The sequence below is a fragment of the Pseudomonas sp. S4_EA_1b genome (assembly GCF_016307435.1).
Lineage (GTDB): Bacteria > Pseudomonadota > Gammaproteobacteria > Pseudomonadales > Pseudomonadaceae > Aquipseudomonas > Aquipseudomonas rhodesiae.
Map to the genome: position 1 here is coordinate 1 of NZ_JAEILC010000080.1, position 18,149 is coordinate 18,149.

15 protein-coding genes are annotated in these 18,149 nt (G+C 63.3%); 13 read left to right on the forward strand and 2 right to left on the reverse strand.

Annotation, left to right across the window (positions count from 1 at the left end; translation table 11 throughout):
- Positions 1 to 115 precede the first annotated feature (115 nt).
- The 3 genes from YA0848_RS23335 (at position 116) to YA0848_RS23345 (ending at position 3,725) form a co-directional block, all read left to right on the forward strand.
- Positions 116 to 916 carry a glucose 1-dehydrogenase gene (locus YA0848_RS23335; RefSeq protein ID WP_034096822.1) on the forward strand — a complete coding sequence of 267 codons (801 nt, stop codon included), beginning with the start codon at positions 116 to 118 and terminating at the stop codon, positions 914 to 916.
- A complete protein-coding gene (locus YA0848_RS23340; RefSeq protein ID WP_169903568.1) occupies positions 909 to 2,735 on the forward strand; it encodes a glycoside hydrolase family 15 protein in 1,827 nt (608 codons plus the stop codon). The genes YA0848_RS23335 and YA0848_RS23340 overlap by 8 nt, the downstream gene beginning before the upstream one ends.
- Positions 2,736 to 2,825: 90 nt before the next feature.
- Complete coding sequence (locus YA0848_RS23345) at positions 2,826 to 3,725, forward strand: alpha/beta fold hydrolase (protein WP_034112841.1); 900 nt, start codon at positions 2,826 to 2,828, stop codon at positions 3,723 to 3,725.
- On the opposite strand, the gene YA0848_RS23350 is transcribed toward YA0848_RS23345, so the two are convergent.
- Complete coding sequence (locus YA0848_RS23350) at positions 3,722 to 4,690, reverse strand: GlxA family transcriptional regulator (RefSeq protein WP_034112839.1); 969 nt, start codon at positions 4,688 to 4,690, stop codon at positions 3,722 to 3,724. The genes YA0848_RS23345 and YA0848_RS23350 overlap by 4 nt on opposite strands.
- 90 nt (positions 4,691 to 4,780) lie before the next feature.
- Here YA0848_RS23350 and inhA point away from each other — a divergent pair, with 90 nt between their 5' ends.
- Positions 4,781 to 5,461 (forward strand): isonitrile hydratase, encoded by a 681-nt coding sequence (gene inhA, locus YA0848_RS23355; protein ID WP_034096818.1) that lies wholly within the window; start codon positions 4,781 to 4,783, stop codon positions 5,459 to 5,461.
- Positions 5,462 to 5,469: 8 nt separating this feature from the next.
- On the opposite strand, the gene YA0848_RS23360 is transcribed toward inhA, so the two are convergent.
- Entirely contained in the window at positions 5,470 to 6,099 is a 630-nt protein-coding gene (locus YA0848_RS23360) for a LysE family translocator (protein WP_169903567.1), read from the reverse strand.
- A gap of 594 nt (positions 6,100 to 6,693) precedes the next feature.
- Here YA0848_RS23360 and YA0848_RS23365 point away from each other — a divergent pair.
- The 9 genes from YA0848_RS23365 to YA0848_RS23405 are packed head-to-tail and all read left to right on the forward strand — an operon-like array spanning position 6,694 to position 18,147.
- Positions 6,694 to 8,133, forward strand: coding sequence for an undecaprenyl-phosphate glucose phosphotransferase (locus YA0848_RS23365; RefSeq protein WP_040267737.1), 1,440 nt, complete (start codon positions 6,694 to 6,696; stop codon positions 8,131 to 8,133).
- Positions 8,133 to 9,593 carry a mannose-1-phosphate guanylyltransferase/mannose-6-phosphate isomerase gene (locus YA0848_RS23370; protein ID WP_047882775.1) on the forward strand — a complete coding sequence of 487 codons (1,461 nt, stop codon included), beginning with the start codon at positions 8,133 to 8,135 and terminating at the stop codon, positions 9,591 to 9,593. The genes YA0848_RS23365 and YA0848_RS23370 overlap by 1 nt, the downstream gene beginning before the upstream one ends.
- 1 nt (position 9,594) lies before the next feature.
- A complete protein-coding gene (locus tag YA0848_RS23375) occupies positions 9,595 to 10,506 on the forward strand; it encodes a glycosyltransferase family 2 protein (RefSeq protein WP_034096814.1) in 912 nt (303 codons plus the stop codon).
- A 29-nt stretch (positions 10,507 to 10,535) separates the two neighbouring features.
- Positions 10,536 to 11,312 carry a polysaccharide biosynthesis/export family protein gene (locus tag YA0848_RS23380; RefSeq protein WP_034112829.1) on the forward strand — a complete coding sequence of 259 codons (777 nt, stop codon included), beginning with the start codon at positions 10,536 to 10,538 and terminating at the stop codon, positions 11,310 to 11,312.
- A 15-nt stretch (positions 11,313 to 11,327) separates the two neighbouring features.
- Entirely contained in the window at positions 11,328 to 13,319 is a 1,992-nt protein-coding gene (locus YA0848_RS23385; protein ID WP_034096812.1) for a GumC family protein, read from the forward strand.
- On the forward strand, positions 13,319 to 14,509 hold the full coding sequence (locus YA0848_RS23390) for a glycosyltransferase (RefSeq protein ID WP_198712508.1): 1,191 nt from the start codon (positions 13,319 to 13,321) through the stop codon (positions 14,507 to 14,509). The genes YA0848_RS23385 and YA0848_RS23390 overlap by 1 nt, the downstream gene beginning before the upstream one ends.
- Complete coding sequence (locus YA0848_RS23395; RefSeq protein WP_169903565.1) at positions 14,499 to 15,827, forward strand: GH39 family glycosyl hydrolase; 1,329 nt, start codon at positions 14,499 to 14,501, stop codon at positions 15,825 to 15,827. The genes YA0848_RS23390 and YA0848_RS23395 overlap by 11 nt, the downstream gene beginning before the upstream one ends.
- Positions 15,828 to 15,835: 8 nt before the next feature.
- Complete coding sequence (locus YA0848_RS23400) at positions 15,836 to 17,053, forward strand: glycosyltransferase family 4 protein (RefSeq protein WP_169903564.1); 1,218 nt, start codon at positions 15,836 to 15,838, stop codon at positions 17,051 to 17,053.
- Complete coding sequence (locus tag YA0848_RS23405; RefSeq protein WP_169903563.1) at positions 17,044 to 18,147, forward strand: glycosyltransferase family 4 protein; 1,104 nt, start codon at positions 17,044 to 17,046, stop codon at positions 18,145 to 18,147. Before YA0848_RS23400 ends, YA0848_RS23405 begins: the two co-directional genes overlap by 10 nt.
- Positions 18,148 to 18,149: the final 2 nt, after the last annotated feature.

The window sequence follows — 18,149 nt, forward strand, 5'->3', positions numbered from 1 at the left end:
TTAATTTTTATACCAGATAAGCTTTAATCCGTAGGCGTCGGTTTCCAGGCATCTGAACTTCCCTTGTGTGCCATCAGTCAGCTAACTGAACTCACGAATCAAAGGCTGGGTGTGCATGCATATCTCGTTGGAGCAACAAGTGGCGCTGGTAACCGGCGCCAGTTCCGGAATCGGCGCCGGTGCGGCCAAAGCCCTGGCGCAAGCCGGCGCCGCGGTGGTGCTCAATTACAACGCCCAGGCCGCCCCCGCCGAAGCATTGGCGGCGCAGATCAATGCCGAAGGTGGCCGTGCGATTGCCATCGGCGCGGATGTGTCCAAGGAAGACGATGTGGAACGGCTGTTCGCCCAGACCCTCGACGCCTTCGGGCACCTGGACATCCTGGTGGCCAATTCCGGCATGCAGAAGGACGCTGCCTTCGTCGACATGAGCCTCGACGACTGGAACGCGGTCATCGGCGTGAACCTCACCGGGCAATTCCTCTGCGCCCGTGCGGCGGTGCGCATCTTCAAGCGCCAAGGCGTACGCGAAGGCGTGTCGCGAGCGGCCGGCAAAATTATCCATATGAGCTCGGTGCACCAAGTGATCCCCTGGGCCGGGCATGCGAACTACGCGGCATCCAAAGGCGGCGTGGAGATGCTGATGCGCACCCTCGCCCAGGAAGTCAGCGAGCAGCGCATTCGTATCAACGGCATCGCACCGGGGGCGATTCGCACCGCCATCAACCGCGCCGCCACCGAAGGCGCGGCATTGAAAGAGCTGCTCAAACTGATTCCCTACGGGCGCGTGGGTGACGTGCAGGACGTGGCCAACGCCGTGGTGTGGCTGGCCAGCGACGCCTCTGACTATGTGGTTGGCAGCACCCTGTTTATCGATGGCGGCATGAGCCTGTATCCGGAGTTTCGCGACAATGGTTGATCTTAAAAACGAACCCCAAAGCGCCATCGATGCCCATGGCATCATCGGCGATATGCGCAGCGCCGCCCTGATCAACGACAAAGGCAGCATCGACTTTTTCTGCTGGCCGGAATTCGACAGCCCGTCGATCTTTTGCGCACTGTTGGACTCGCCCGAGGCCGGCACCTTCCAACTCACCCCAGACCTGCCCAACGCGCGGCGCGAACAGATCTACCTGCCCGACACCAACGTTCTGCAAACCCGCTGGCTCAGCGACAGTGCCGTGGTGGAAATCACCGACCTGCTGACCATCAGCGAAGAGATCGACGACCTGCCGCTGCTGATCCGCCGCGTGCGGGTGGTCAGCGGCAGTGCCACTCTGCACCTGCGTTGCGCGGTGCGTCACGACTATGCGCGAACACCAACCCACGCTGGCCTCGACAACGGCACCGTATGCTTCACCGCCCAGGGCCAACCTGGCCTGCGGTTGTCCGGCAGCCAGACGTTGCAGCTAGACGACAACGCAGCCGTGGCCACCTTCACCCTGAATCAGGAAGAAACGGCCGAGTTCGTATTCGGTGGCCAGGACGACCCACGGGTAGACCGCGGCTGCACCGACCTGGCCCTGGCCCACACCCTCAAGTTCTGGCGCGGCTGGATCGCCCAATCCACCTACCGCGGGCGCTGGCGCGAGATGGTCAACCGCTCGGCCCTGGCGCTCAAACTGCTGACCTCGCGCCGGCACGGTGCGATCATCGCCGCCGCCACTTTCGGCCTGCCGGAAACCCCGGGCGGTGAGCGCAACTGGGACTATCGCTACACCTGGATCCGCGACGCCTCGTTCACCGTCTACGCCTTTATGCGCCTGGGCTTTGTCGAGGAAGCCAACGCTTACATGCGCTGGCTCAGGGGGCGGGTCAGCGATTGCTGCGGCCAGCCGACCAAAATCAACATCCTCTATGGCATCGACGGTCGCCAGGAACTGCCGGAGACCGAGCTGGACCACCTCGGCGGCCACGGCGGCGCCACGCCGGTGCGCATCGGCAACGAAGCGTTCGATCAGATTCAGTTGGATATCTACGGCGAACTGATGGACGCGGTTTACCTGGTCAACAAGTACGGCGAAGCCATCTCCCACGAAGGTTGGAAACATACCGTGGAGGTCGCCGATCAGGTCTGCGAAATCTGGAACCACAAGGATGTCGGCATCTGGGAAATGCGCGGTGAGCAACACCACTTTCTGCACTCGCGCCTGATGTGCTGGGTGGCGTTGGATCGTGCGATCCGTCTGGCCTCCAAGCGCTCGCTGCCGGCACCGTTCGCGCGCTGGGACCAGACTCGCCAAGCGATCTACGCCGATATCTGGAGCAACTTCTGGAACGAAGAACGCGGGCATTTTGTGCAGTACATCGGCAGCACCGCGCTGGACGGTTCGATGCTGTTGATGCCGCTGGTGCGCTTCGTCGCGGCCACGGACCCGCGCTGGCTGAGCACCCTGGAGGCGATTCAGAAAAGCCTGGTGCGCGACGGCATGGTCTACCGCTATCGCAACGACGACAGCCAGATCGACGGCCTGCAAGGCACCGAAGGTGCGTTCGCCGCGTGCTCGTTCTGGTACGTCGAATGCCTGGCACGCGCCGGCCAGGTGGAAAAAGCCCACCTGGAGTTCGAGCAACTGTTGCGCTACGCCAACCCACTAGGCCTGTACGCCGAAGAGTTCGACAACCAGGCGCGCCACCTGGGCAACACGCCCCAGGCGTTGAGCCACTTGGCCTTGATCAGCGCGGCCACGTTTCTGGACCGTAAGCTCAGTGGCGCCAAGACTGTGTGGCAACCGTAAAACCTGCACAGGGCGAGCAGCGCCACGCTGCCCGCCGCTGGCCTTTGAACTACAGTGGGCAGAACCCGAACCACCCATAGGAACCTTCCCATGGCCCTCCTCGCTCCACTGCTGTACGTGCGCACGTCCATGCTCGACATCGCCTATGAAACTCATGGCCCCTTGGACGGCGAGCCGGTGATTCTGCTGCATGGCTTTCCCTACGACCCGCGCGCCTATGACGCTATCGCGCCGCCGCTGGCCGAGCGTGGCTACCGTGTGCTGGTCCCGTACCTGCGCGGTTACGGCCCGACGCGGTTTATCCACGATCAGGTGCTGCGCTCCGGGCAACAGGCAGCGCTGGCGAAGGACTTGCTGGATTTCATGGATGCGCTGGCGATCCCCCGCGCCACCCTGGCAGGCTACGACTGGGGTGGGCGCGCCGCGTGCATCGTCGCCGCACTGTGGCCGCAACGGGTGCGCGCGCTGGTCAGCGGGGATGGCTACAACATTCAGGACATTGCCCAGTCCACCGCTCCACGCCAGCCCGAAACCGAGCATCGCTTGTGGTACCAGTACTACTTCCACACACAGCGCGGCGTCGACGGCTTGACCGCCAACCGCCGTGAATTGTGTGAACTGTTGTGGTCACTGTGGTCGCCGACTTGGTCCGCAGGCCCGAGCCTGTACGAGCAGACGGCGCCTTCGTTCGACAACCCGGATTTTGTCGAGGTGGTGATTCACTCGTATCGTCACCGTTTCATGTATGCGCCCGGCGATCCTGCACTGGAATCGATCGAACAGGCCCTCGCGCAACAACCGGCGATCACGGTGCCTTGCATTTGCCTATGCGGCGCCGACGACGGCGTGGGGCCGCCCTCTGAGGAAGATGAAGACGCGGTGCACTTCAGCGGCGTTTATCAGCGCCGCGTGCTGCCCGGCGTGGGCCATAACATCCCTCAGGAGGCACCGCAGGCGACCCTGGATGCGCTGCTGGAGTTGCTCGCCTAGGCCGGCGCGCTGAAGCGTTCGCGATAGGCCTGGGGCGTCACGTCGAGGGCGCGCAGGAAGCTGCGGCGCAGGGTTTCCTCGCTGCCAAAACCGCACTGCACGGCGATGCGCTTGATCGAGGCGCTGCTGTCGGCCAATTGCCGGCGCGCGGTTTCGACACGGATCAGCTCCACGGCGCGTGCGGGAGTCTGGCCGGTTTCGGCGCGGTAGTGGCGCACAAAGCTGCGCTCGCTCATGCCAGCCTGGCTGGCGAGGGTGGCGATGTTCAAATCGAGGGTGAGGTGTTCTGCGATCCACGCATGCAGTTCGGCGAAACGGCTGCCGCCCTCTTGCAGGGCCAGGGTCGCGCTGAATTGCGATTGCCCGCCAGGGCGCTTGAGAAATACCACCAGATGGCGCGCGACTTCCAACGCCACGGCGCGCCCCAGGTCCTCCTCCACCAAGGCCAGGCACAGGTCGATGCCAGCGGTGACGCCGGCGGAAGTCCACACCGAACCCTGCTGGATGAAAATCGGATTGGCCTCCACCGTCAGCGACGGGAAGCGCTTGGCCAGCTCCTCGCAACGCGTCCAGTGGGTCGCCACGCGGCAACCGTCGAGCAGACCGCTGGCAGCCAGCAGGAACGCGCCGGTGCACACCGACGTCATGCGCCGGGTATGCCGGGCCTTATCGCGCACCCACGCCACCAGCGACGGGTCATCGGCGGCGTTGTACACCCCCCAGCCGCCGGCGATCACCAAGGTGTCGCACGGCGCATCGACGGCGGGCAGCGGCTCGGCCACCAGCGCCAGGCCGGCAGAGGTCATCACCGGTTCCGTCTGGGCGGCAATCACTGACACGGCATAAGGCAGCGGCAGACCGCGCTGGCGCGCCAGGTCATTGCTGGAGGCGAACACTTGCAACGGCCCGGTGACATCGAGCACTTGGGCATTGGGGAACGCGAGGACGTGGACGGTTCGGGTCATGATTGGCGTGATTTGTGGGCTCAATGGCGTATTCGCCAAAGCCTAGGCCTATACAGTGAGGCCGTCCACCCCTATCTCGGAGCGTTCTTGATGACCCTGCATATCGGTTTTGTTTTGTTTCCCGGCATCCAGCAACTGGACCTTACCGGCCCCTATGACGTGCTGGGCTCGCTGCCGGACGTCAAGCTGCACTTGGTGTGGAAGGACCTGGCGCCGGTCACCTCCAGTACCGGCCTGGTGTTCACCCCGACCATGACCTACGCCGATTGCCCCGCCTTGGACGTGATCTGCGTGCCCGGCGGTTCAGGCGTTGGCGCGCTGATGGAAGACCCGGTCACCCTGGACTTCCTCAAAGCCCAGGCCGATACCGCGCGTTACGTGACCTCGGTGTGCACCGGTTCGCTAGTGCTCGGCGCGGCCGGCCTGCTGCGCGGTCGCAAGGCCACCACGCATTGGGCCTACCACGATATGCTCGCCCCGCTCGGCGCCATCCCGGTGCAAGACCGCGTGGTGCGCGACGCTAACCTATTGACCGGTGGCGGCATCACCGCCGGGATCGATTTCGCCCTGACCCTGGCCGCCGAGCTGTACAGCCCAGAGGCCGCGCAATTGGTGCAGTTGCAGCTTGAATACGCGCCGGCCCCGCCCTTCAACGCCGGCCGCCCGGACACCGCCCCGCAGGCGGTGCTGGATGAAGCCAACAAGCGCACCGTCGAATCGCGCAAGACCCGTGGCGAGATCACCGCGCGCGCGGCCGCACGCCTGGTTTAAAGGCGGCCTCAAACCGGCCGGGACATCAGCGCCAGGCGCACTGCCAACGCCGTCAACACAGTGGCCAGCCCCCATCTTTGCAGCACGGCGCTGCCTGGCCGGCCACTAAAACAACGGCGGATGGCGCCGCCGCTGATCCCCAGCACGCCATGAAATATCGCAGCGATCAGCGTCAGAACGCTCCCAAGCAGCAACAGTTGCCCGGCAATCGCCCCCGCCTCGGGTCGTACGAACTGCGGCAGGAACACAACAAAAAACAGCAATGCCTTGGGATTGAGCAGACTGTTGAGCATGGCGTGCAGGAATACACGCTTGAGCGCCACGGGCTCGACGGCAGCGACCGCATTACCGGGGCGTTTTTGCACGGTTTTGAACGCCAGCCACAGCAGGTAGCCCACGCCGGCATAGCGAATCAGGTCGAACGACGGCGGCCAACCGGCGACCACTGCGGTGACACCGGTGGCGGTCAGCACCGTCAACACTATGTCGGCCACACCGATCCCCAGGCTTGCGGCCAGGCCACCGCGCCAGCCATGGGAGATGCCATGGCTGATAACAAACGCCATGTTCGGCCCCGGTGACAGGAGCAACAACAGCACTGCGCCGGAAAAAACCGCCAAGGTTGCAAAATCGATCATGCCCGAGTCGTCCTGGGTGGAAGCCCGTAGATTAATCAGCACGCCCGACCCACACAAAAAATTGATCTGGATACGCTTTGAAGAGTCACCGGCGCTAAGAACGATTAACGGGACGCCCCTGCCGTCGGGTGGGCAGAACCGCGTAATTTTATGGTCAGTTTGAAAGGTAACTTCTGATCCCTTCCCCCGCACTGTGGCAGGACCTCCAATGGGTCGCGCCAGACCTTTTGTCCCCCTTTCCTACCTCCCTTCGAAAAAGGTTTTTTGCATTGCGCAGGAAAAATCTCAAATTTATTTCTACACTCAAAAGCATATTCAAAGGCGATAGTCTCGAACAAGGAAGATCAATAAAATGCCGAAAGCCACAGCGCCCAACCCTTCTACCAAGCCATTGCGCAGCATCGTCAGCTCGTTGACTAATCCTTAAAGGAAACGCTCCTTAGTTTTAGCCCCGCGTATTCAATTCAATTGGATTGATCCTTTTGAATTGGATAGTTGCGTATTACCCAGCGTGCGGTTGTTCAACTCAGCGCCAATGCAGCTTCCTGCTTAAACGCCGAAACGACACGCCTGGAGTGCAATGAGGGATGTTTTATGCGAAAGAAGTCGTCCGTCGACAGCCTATTTCTAACGCGTGCCGGTTTTGTTGAATTCTTTGTTGTTTTCGTCAAATTGATCCACGGTCTGTCGGCTATTCTGCCGCCGCTGGTGCTGGTGTTTTTCCTGGACCCGATGGCCCCTGAAATGCGCACGCACTTCCTCGGGTTACTAGTGTTCTTTGCGGCGTTGACCATCATTTTGTTTCAGGCGCTGGGCATCTACTCCGAAGAATTGTTCAGTAACCGCATGCGCCTGAAAACCAAGATCAAGGCGTGGTCGGCGGCGTTTTGCATTCTGTTGTTCATGTACCAGATTCTGCAGATGTTCCCGCAGTTAACCCCGCGCAACCTGGTGGCGTGGTACATCGCCAGCCTCGGTCTGTTCTGCCTGGAACGCCTGCTGATGCTGCGCCTTTACCGCAACCTGATGCGCAAGGGCAAATACCTGCAACGTACGGTGATTCTGGGCTTTACCGACACCGCTGTGCATGTCGCCGAGCACCTGCAGCGCAACGGCGATATTCGCTCCGGCCTGGTGGGTTTTATCGATGACCGCACCGAGCGCATTCCCAAGGAACTGAGCAACCTGCCGCTGCTGGGCAATACCCGCGACCTGGAAAAGCTGATCCGCGCCGAACAGGTCAACCAGGTGATGATCTGCCTGCCCTGGGCCGCCGAGCAACGCATCCACAGCCTGGTCAACCGCCTGCGGCAGATGTCGGTGAACGTGATGCTGGTGCCTGACATGGCCGCGTTGCGCTACGGTCACAGCCGCATCACCGACGTGGGCGGCATCCTGATGTTCAGCACCTCGCAATTGCCCCTGCGCGGTTGGTCGCCGGTGATCAAGCGTTGCGAGGATGTACTGTTGGCCAGCCTGGCGCTGGTGGCGCTGTCGCCGCTGATGCTGGTGACGGCGATTGCAATCAAGCTCGACTCCAAAGGCCCGGTGCTGTTCCGCCAGAACCGCTTCGGCTACAACGACAACGAGATCCGCGTATTCAAGTTCCGCTCGATGTACACCGACCAGAGCGACTTCACCGCCGAGCGTCAGACCACCCGCGAAGACCCGCGCATCACCCGTGTGGGGCGCATTATCCGCAAGACCAGCATCGACGAGCTGCCACAGCTGTTCAATGTGCTGCTGGGCAATATGTCCATGGTCGGCCCGCGCCCCCATGCCACGGCGACCAAGGCGGCGGGCATTCCCTTCGAGGTGGCGGTGAGCGAATACAGCTCCCGTCATCGGGTGAAACCAGGTATTACCGGCTGGGCGCAAATCAACGGCTACCGGGGGGAAACCGATACCCTGTTCAAAATCCAGAAACGTGTCGAGTACGACTTGGAATACATCTCCAAGTGGTCGGTGTGGTTTGACCTGTACATCGTTTTCATGACGGTCCCGGCCGTCCTGTCCACCAAGGAAGTGTATTGATGAATAACCTCAACGGATTAATCCCCTGCATCATTTCCGGTGGGTCGGGTACGCGGTTGTGGCCGGTGTCGCGACAAAATATGCCCAAGCCGTTCATGCGCATGCGTGACGGCCAGAGCCTGTTGCAGAAAACTTTCCAGCGCGCCGCCAAACTGCCCGGCGTGGAAAATGTGCTGACGGTGACCAACCGCGACCTGCTGTTTCGAACCCTCGATGACTACCGCAGCGTGAACAAAGCCCGCTTGCCTCTGGACCTGTTGCTGGAGCCGTTCGGGCGCAACACGGCGGCGGCCATCGCGGTCGCGGCATTGCATGTGCAAGAGCATTTCGGCGATGCGGCGCAGTTGCTGGTGATGCCAGCGGACCACCTGATACTGAATGAAGTCGCGTTCGCCGAAGCCGTGACTCAGGCCCGCGAACTGGCCGACGCCGATTTCCTGGTGACCTTCGGCATCCAGCCCGACCACGCGGAAACCGGCTTTGGCTATATCGAGCAAGGCGAAGCGCTCACCCACGGTAACCGGGTCAAACGCTTCGTCGAGAAGCCCGATCAGGCCACCGCCCAGGCCTACCTCGACGGTGGCAAACACCTGTGGAACGCCGGCATGTTCTGCTTCAAGGCCAGCACCCTGGTGGATGAACTGGCCACCCATGCACCCGACGTGCTGCAAGCGGCACGCGCCGCACTGGAACACAGCCAAAGCCTGCAGAACAGCACCTCGCGCCAGCGTGAACTGGATGCGGAGGCGTTCGGCAAGGCGCCAGATATTTCCATCGATGTGGCGCTGATGGAGAGGTCCAACCAAGTCGCCGTAATACCCTGCGACATCGGCTGGAGCGATATCGGTTCGTGGGAGGCGCTGCGCCAGCTCACACCCAACGACGCCCACGGCAATCAGATCAACGGCGAAGCGATTTTGCATGACGTGCACAACTGCTACATCGACTCGCCCAAGCGCGTACTCGGCGCGGTCGGCGTGCGCGACCTGATCATCGTCGACACCCCCGACGCGCTGCTCATCGCCGACGCCCACCGCAGCCAGGACGTGCGTTACATCGTCGCCGAACTCAAGCGTCAGAATCACCCGGCGTACAGCCTGCACCGCACCGTCACACGGCCATGGGGCACCTACACGGTGCTGGAGGAAAGCAGCCGCTTCAAGATCAAGCGCATCGTGGTCAAACCCTTAGCGTCGCTGTCGCTGCAGATGCATCACCACCGCAGCGAACACTGGGTGGTGGTCAGCGGCGCGGCGCAGATCACCAACGGCGAACGGGAATTCCTGATCAACGCCAACGAATCCACGTACATCCCCGCCGGGCACAAACACCGACTGACCAACCCCGGCATCATCGATCTGGTGATGATCGAGGTGCAGAGCGGCGAGTACCTGGGCGAGGACGACATCGTGCGCTTCGACGACATTTACGGCCGCACCCCGGCCGACGTGAAAAAGTGACATGCGTACCGCGCTGATCATCCCGACCCGTAACGCATCCAGTCACCTGGCGCGATTGCTGCCGGCCCTGGCGATGCAAACCCTGCAACCGGACGAGATGCTGGTGGTGGACAGCGCCTCCAACGATGACACCGCGGCGCGCTTTCGCGCCTTCGGCGCACGGGTCGAAGTGATCGACGCGCGCACCTTCAATCACGGCGGCACCCGCCGTTGGGCCAGCGAACAAGTGGGCGGCGACGCACTGATCGTGATGACCCAGGACGCCATTCCCGCGGCCCCCGACACCTTCGCCAACCTGCTTGATGAGCTGCAGCAGGACCCGCTTAACGGCGTCGCCTATGGGCGCCAGTTGCCGCACCCCGACGCCGGGCTGCTGGGGGCGCAATCGCGGCACTTCAACTACCCGCCCCACAGCCGCAGCAAAAGCCTGGTCGACGCGCCGGAGCTGGGGATCAAGACCTGCTTCAGCTCCGACTCGTTCGCCGTGTACCGACGCAGCGCGCTGCACGCCGTGGGTGGGTTCCCCGTCGATGTGATCGGCAGCGAAGACGCCTACGTCGCGGCGCGCCTGCTGCTCGACGGCTACAAGGTGCGCTACGCCGCCACGGCGCAGGTGCATCACTCCCACGATTACTCACTCATGGACGAGTTTCACCGCTACTTCGATATCGGCGTGTTCTACGGCCGCGAGCCGTGGATCCGCCAAGCCTTCGGCGATGCGGGCGGCGAAGGCAAGCGCTACGTGCTGGCGGAGCTGGCCGCCTTGCGCAAGGCCGGCGCGCTGCACCGCGCGCCCGAGGTGCTGGTGCGCAGTGCATTCAAATGGCTGGGTTACCGGCTTGGCCACCTTGAGCGGCGCCTGCCGGTGTCCCTTAAGCGGCGCATCAGCATGTTTCCCGGGTATTGGAGGTGAGCATCATGACCCACAGGAAGTCCCCCTTGATGAAACGCACCCTGCTCGCCGTGGCCATGCTGGCCCTGGCCGCCTGCAATACACCGGCCCGTATCGAGCCACCGGATGACAGAACCGTCGAGGACGGCAAGCGCGCCCTCGACCAACTGGCGCAGTTGCCGCCGGCGGTGGAACGCATCCGCATCGGCGACCAGCTGCGCATCGTGCGCGACGCCGGCGAGATGCCCACCCTGTCGGCGTTCAACGTCAGCACCATCTACGAGCTGACCCTGTACACCGTGCAAACCGACGGCAAGATCAACTATCCGTTTCTGGGCCCGATCCAGGTCGCCGGACGCCAGCCCTCGGAACTGGCCACCGAGCTGACCCGCAAACTCGCGCCCACCTACCGCGAGCCGCGCGTGACGGTGAACATCAACCAGGCGCCGGCCAACTCGGTGATTGTCGGCGGCGCGGTAAACAACCCGACGGCGGTGCAGATCGCCACGGCCAATACCCTGGAGCAAGCCATCGTCGGTGCCGGTGGGATCAACCCGGCGGGCGACGCCAGCATGGTCGCGTTGCTGCGCGAAGACGCCCAGGGTGCCTACCGCGCGTACTTTCTGGACTTCAGCCAGTTGCTCAAAACCGGTCCCGACGGGCGCAAACCGGTGCGGCTGCAACGTGGCGATGTGGTGTTTGTGCCCAAGTCCAATGTGGGTGAGCGCATCCAGGGGGTGGATACCTACCTGAACCAATTGATTCCGTTCACCAAGTCCATTGGCGTCGGCTACAACTACACGCGCACCAGCGGCGGCAGCAATTAAAAGGAGCGACATCCCATGATCGAGATCCGTTCTTTCCGCGATCTTCTGCGCCTGTTCTTCATCTTCCGCCACGAGTTCAAACTGGCGGCCCTTGCCGCGCTGCTGATCATTTTGCTGGGGGCATTCCTGCTGCCGGCCAAGTACGAATCCACCGCGCGCCTGCTGGTCAAGCCGGGGCGTGACTCGACGCTGCCGATCGAGATCAGCAACCGCCAGGCGCTGGTCATGCCCAGCACCCAGCGCGACCCGATCGTCGACGAGGAGCGCCTGCTGACCGGGCGGCCGATCGTGCGCGCGGTGGCCGAGCACTACCTGGAGGTAATCAATAACGCACCGCCGCCGGAAGGCGCCTGGAAGCGCATCAAGTACTACGTCAAGAGCGCCATCGGCGCGGTGTTCGACGGCCTGCGCGTGGTGCTGGAAACCGTCGGCATCGTGGAAAAAACCACCCCGGTGGAACGCCTCGCCGCCAGCCTGGAAAAGAACTTTGACGTCAGCCATGCCGCCGGCTCCACGGTGATGGACATCACCTTCACCTGGGGCGATCCGCAGATTGCCCAAGAGGTGGTCAAGCACTGGGTCGAAACCTATATCAGCGAACGCACCCAGGCCCTGGGGCGCAAAAGTCTCTATGCCTTCTACGAGGGGCAGGTGTCCAACAGCGCCACCGAGATCAAGAGCTACAAGCAGCAGATCCTCACGCACCTGAATCAAATCGGCGCGGCGAGCATCACCGATCGCCTGGAGGATTTGTCCGAGCGCATCAATGTGCTGCGTGGCGAGGTGTTCAACACCACACGTCTGATCGCCTCGTCCGACAGCGCCATCGAGAGCACCCGCAACCAGCTCAAGAGCCAGCCCAAGGAAGTCACCACGGTGCGCCAGATCGCACTCAACCCGCAGCAGCAGGACCTGCGCCGCCTACTCAACCAGAAGCTGCTGGAAAAGGCCGACATGATGCGCACCTACACTGATAACGCGCCGCCGGTCAAAGCCCTGGACGCGTCGATCAAGGCCATGCAGGCCCAGGTCGCCAGCGAGAGCAACACGGTGCAAAGCTCCGAGAACCGCGCGCCTAACACCCTGGAAATCCACTTGCAGCGGGTGCTGCTGGACGAGTCGAGCAACAATCGCGCCCTGCGCACCCAACTGACCCAGCAACAGAAGCAACTGGCCAACCTTGAAGGCCAACGCAAGCAAGCCCTGGAGATTGAACCGGAACTGACCCGCCTGGCCCGCGAGCTGAGCGCCACCGAGCGTAACTACGCGTTGTACGTCGACAACCTGGAGAAATCGCGCATCGACCGTGAGCTGGACAACAGCCAGATCAGCAATATCGCGGTGATCGAAGAAGCCACCCTCAACCCTGGGCGGATCTTCCCCAAAACCCTGGTGATGCTGGTGCTGGCGGTTCCGTTCGCCATCGTCGTCGGCCTGTTGGTGGTGTACCTGTGCTACCTGCTGGATCAGCGCATCCACGACGGTGGATTGGTGGAACGCAAGTTCGGCCTGCCGTTGTGGACCACCCTGCCGGAACTGGACACCAGCACCGCGCAAGGCACCAACGCGTTCAATGCGAGCATCTACCGGCTCTACAGCCTGTTGCGCCCGGACCGCATCGCCGAACAGGGCCTGACGCTGGGCCTGACCTCGGCGCGACATGGCGAAGGTGTGACCTTTGTGGTCGAACAATTGCGCCAGCTACTCGATGAAAACGGCATCAACGTACGGGTCGGCGGCGCTGAGCCGGCGGCGCCGGGCGAAGTGGTGCTGCTAGACGCCTCGGCCCTGCTGGACAACCGCGATGCGTTCATCGCACTGCGCCGCGCCGACCTGATCGCACTGGTGGTGGAAGCCCAGAAGAGCACGGTGCCGGTGGTCGAGCATGCGCTATCGATCCTCAACACTGCGTTCGGCAAAGTCGACGGCATCATCATCAACCGGCGCAAGTTCGAAGTGCCGTCCAAAGTACTCAAGACCATCGCCAAATACCGGGGAGCGTTCTGATGCGTATCGCCCTGCTCGCGCCGCTGCCGCCGGAGAAAAATGGCATCGCCGACTACGCGAACCATTTCCGCACGGCACTCCAAGCGCGTGGCGTGACGGTGCTGACCCCGCTGGCGGGCGTGGCGGGCAACAGCGATGCAATCAGGTCGGCCATCAGCGCCTTTGATTGGCACACCGTGGACTTGGTGCACGCCGAGCTGGGCGGCGGACGCCTGGGGGAATTCCTGGCCTTGCGTGAACTGCGCAAGGCCTACCCGCGATTGCCCCTGACCGCCACCGTACACGACCCGGAACGAATGGTTTGGCGACGCGAGCATCTGCCATTTCCGTTGAATCTGTTGGAGCGCCTGCCCAGCCCGATGCCTCAGGCGGCCGTGGTGTTGGCCGATCCCTTGACCCTGCGCGAAGAACGTCAGGTGGCCCAAAGCCTTACGCGTCTGATTACCCTTACTCGTCTGGGCGCGGGGTGCCTGAGCCAGCGCATGCAATTGCCCGCCGGCAAAGTGGCGGTGATCAACCATGCCAACCTGGCCATCGACGCGGTTGCGCTGCCGCCGCTGGAGCCTCTGCGCCTGCTGTACTTTGGGTTTATCTACCAAGGCAAGGGCATCGAAGACCTGGTTCAGGCGCTGGCGCACGTATTCAAACAAGACCCGCAGTTGCGCGAACGGGTGCGCCTGAGCCTGGCCGGCGGCACCGCGCCGGAGATGGCTTTCGGCGCGGGCGGCAACTACCTGGAACAGCTCAACGCTCAGATCGTCGCACTGGGCCTGGCCGATGCCGTCGACTGGCAACTGAACCTGCCGGCTGAGCAGATCGCTCAGACCATCCAAGATCACCATGTAATGGTGTTGCCTTATCGCGAGTCGAAAAAACTCGGCCTGCTGGGGCGCCAGCGTGGCACCAGTGGTGCGCTGTCCTGGGCCACCGCCTGCGGGCGCGGCGCGATCACTTCCGATGCCCGCGCCTTTGCCGAGGAAGTGGCCAGCGGCAACGGGGCGATCTATCCCGAGGGCGATGTGGCCGCGCTGAGCGAGCAGCTTCTGAGGCTGGCGCGTCAACCGCTGCTGGCCCGGGACTGGGCCGAACGCGCCGGGGAAATCGGACGCCAGCGTTTGTGGCCTCTGACTGCGGAAAAATTCGTCGAACTGTTCGGTCAAGCCATCGCAGGAGCCCGCCATGGCGCGTAAACGCACCTACCTCGCCAGCCTGGCCGTCGTTGCAGCCTTGAGCCTGACGGCGTTTTTCTGGGGCCGTCCGGCGGATGCCGAAAGCCATGTGCTCAAGGCCGGCAAGCCGGTGGTGTGGAGGGATTTTCTTGGGGTGAACGCACAGTTCCTATGGTTCAGCCCCGAGCGCTATCAAAAGCAGATCGACCGTCTCAAGGCGCTCGGTCTGGAGTGGGTGCGCCTGGACTTGCACTGGGACCAACTGGAGCCCGTCGAGGGTCAATACCGGGTGGCGACCCTGGATCAGTTGGTGCAGAAGCTGCAAGACAACCAACTCAAGTCGGTGTTCTATCTGGTCGGGTCCGCGCCCTTCGCAACCACCGCACCGGTCGGCGCGCCCTATCAGGACCAGTACCCGCCCAAAGACCCGAACGTATTCGCCAACCGCATGCTGTTGCTGTCGCAGCGCTACCCCAGCGTTAACGCCTGGCAAGTGTGGAACGAGCCGAACCTGCTGGGCTTCTGGCGCCCGGTGGCAGACCCGGCCGGGTATGCCAGGCTGCTGACGATCACCGCGACGGCGCTACGCACGGTCAACCCGAGCAAACCGGTGGTGGCCGCCGGCATGGCGTTCTTCGGCGAGATGCCCAACGGCCAGTCCATGCTCGACGCCCTCGGCGCGCTGGGCGTGGCCAGCCTGAACACGGTCATTTCGTACCACCCGTACACCCAGTTGCCCGAAGGCAACGACCCGGCCAACCTGGACTTTGTCGCCAAGACCACCCAGCTCAACCGAGCCCTGCGCAACAGCGGTGTCCAGACCTTGTGGAGTACCGAGTGGGGCTGGTCGACGTACAAAGGGCCCAAGGACGCACAGGACCTTATCTCAGCGCAAACTCAGGCCGATTACGTGGTGCGGCGCCTGGCCCTGATGAGCGCGCTGGACTACGACAGGATTTTCCTGTTCACCCTCAGCGACCTCGACCAACGCGCCAGCGTGCGCGATCAGTCCTACGGCTTGCTGGACATCGACGCCAACCCCAAGCCGGTCTACACCGCGCTGAAGAACTTCCTTGACGTCAGCGGGCCCACGCTCACTCCCGCCGACCCGCCCAACGCCGAGCGCCTGCCCGATGGCCTGTTCAGCATCGGCTGGACCCGCGCGGACGGGCGCAAGCTATGGTTCTTCTGGTCGGCCAAGGGCGGTAACGCGCACTTGCCCGGTTTGGCCCGCGCCACCCTGTATGACCCGTTGCGCGGCACGCAAACTCCGGTCAGCGGCACACAAGGGCTGACCGTAGCGGTCAAACCGAACCTGCAAATTCTGTTATGGGACTAGAAACGGCCATGCGCATTTTATGGATCCTGCCCTACTCGCCCTGGCCCGCCACCAGCGGCGGCAAGACGCGCCAGTTCCACCTGCTGCGCAGCCTGGCCGCGCGCGGGCATCGGATCACCTTGCTGCTGCACGACAAACACCCGGTGGCGCCAGCCGACCGCCAAATGCTGGAGACGTTTCTCGAACAAGTGATCATTCTGCCGCGCCGCCCGTTGCGCAGCCTCAAGACCTTGGTGGCGGGATTGTTCGCGCCCTACCCGTTGCTGGCCAGCGTCAACGGTTTGTCGGGGCCGCTGCAAAAGCGCTTCGAGCAATTGCTGAAAGAGCCGTGGGACGTGGTGCAGATCGAGCATTCCTATACCTTTGAGCCCTACGAGCAGACGTTGGCTCGACTGTCCCAGCCTTTTGTGCTGACCGAACACAATGTGGAATCGGCCCTCGGCGCCGCGACCTACGACCGTCTGCCGCGCTGGTCGCTGCCCTTCATCCGCTACGACCAATGGCGCTATCAGCGTTGGGAGCAGCGGGTGATGCGCCAGGCCGCCCAAGTGGTGGCCGTTACCCCCAGCGATGCCCAGGTGCTGGAAGGCATCGCCGGCAAACCGGTGGCGGTAGTGGTCAATGGCGTGGACTGCGGCCACTTTGCTGGCGCCCATCCCGACCCTTCGACCCAGCGCGTGTTGTTCCTGGGCAACTACGAATATGCGCCGAATGTGGATGCCATCGAGTGGGCGCTGGACGAGATTCTGCCCAAGGTCTGGGAGTGTTGCCCCGAGGCGCGCATGAGCGTGTGCGGCTTCGGCATGCCTGGCAGTTGGCGCGCGCGCTGGCCGGACTCGCGCATCGAATGGCAAGGCTTTGTGCCGGACCTGCTGCACCTGCAATCGAGCTGTTCGGTGTTCCTCGCGCCGCTGCGCCACGGTGGCGGTTCTAAGCTCAAGGTACTCGAAGCCCTGGCCGCCGGCCTGCCCTTGGCGAGCACCGAGCAAGGTGTGTCGGGGCTGGATTTGGTGGAAGGTCTGGACTACCTCGGAGGGCAAAGCGCGACCGGCCTGGCGGATGCCGTGGTGCGCCTGCTGCAGCACCCGGAGGCCGCCGCCGCGATGGGCGACGCCGGCCGCGCCTATGTGCGCCGCGCCCATGATTGGAGCGTTGCCGCCAGCCAGCTGGAGCGTGTCTATGCCACGCTGTTGCCGCACCCGCACGAGGCACCCGCATGCGTATAGGCCTGGATTACCGCACCGTTGGTACATCGCCGCAATCGGGCATCAGCCGCCAGGTGTATGCGCTGGAAAGCGCACTGTACAGCCTGCCGGGCCTCGAACTCGAACGGTTCACCGTGGCGCCCCTGGGCGACGAAGCGCGCTTGCAGGCCCACTGCCCGGCCTGGGGCTGCGCAAAAACCGCCATGCACCAGCCACACAATCGCCTGCGCTTCGAAGCCGGTTTTCTGCCGAGGGCGCTACGCGAGCAGCACATCGACCTGTATATCAGCACGTTCAATATGGGCCTGCCGCTGCCGCCCAAACCACCGGGTTTGCGTACCGTGGTGCTGCTGCATGACCTGTTCCAGATCACCCTGCAGAACTACCACGCCAACCGCCTCAAGGCGCTGATCTACAAGACCAGCGATCGCCTGTCGATCACCTATGCGGTGCATAGCGCCGATCGGGTGTGGACCCCCTCGCAGTACAGCGCCGACGAAACCGCGCGGCTGTTTCCCAAGGCTACGGGCAAGATCCGCGTGCTGCCCAATCAGGTCGACGGGTTTTCCGCGCTGGCCGCCGACCTCACGGCGCGCCAGTTGCCCGCGCGCTATTGGTTGCTGGTGGGCACCCGCGAGTTGCGCAAAAACGTGCCATTTTTGGTGGACGCATGGCAGCAGGCGCGACGCCAATCACCCGCAGTGCCGGAACTGGTGCTGGTGGGCAGCCTCGATCATTTGCCCGAGGCCCAGCGTAGCCTGCCCGGCATTAGGGCCTTGAGCGGCGTGTCGGATGGCGAGCTGCATGCGCTGTACCGCCATGCCTTACGTCTATGGCAACCCTCATATGCCGAGGGCTTCGGCCTGCCGGTGATCGAAGCGCTGAGCGTCGGCACGCCGGTGGCGGTGGCCAGCGGCACCTCGCTGGATGAAATCACGCCGCCGACCGCACCGCGTTTCTCCCCCTCCGACGGCCCGGCGCTGGTGCAGTTGATGCTCAGCCTGAGCCAACGGCCCGCTGAGGACTCAGCGGAGGAACGCCGCCTTTGGGCCGAGCGCTTCAATCACCAGGCATATCGCCAGCGCTTGGCCGACCTGATTGAGGAACTGAAGTGAGA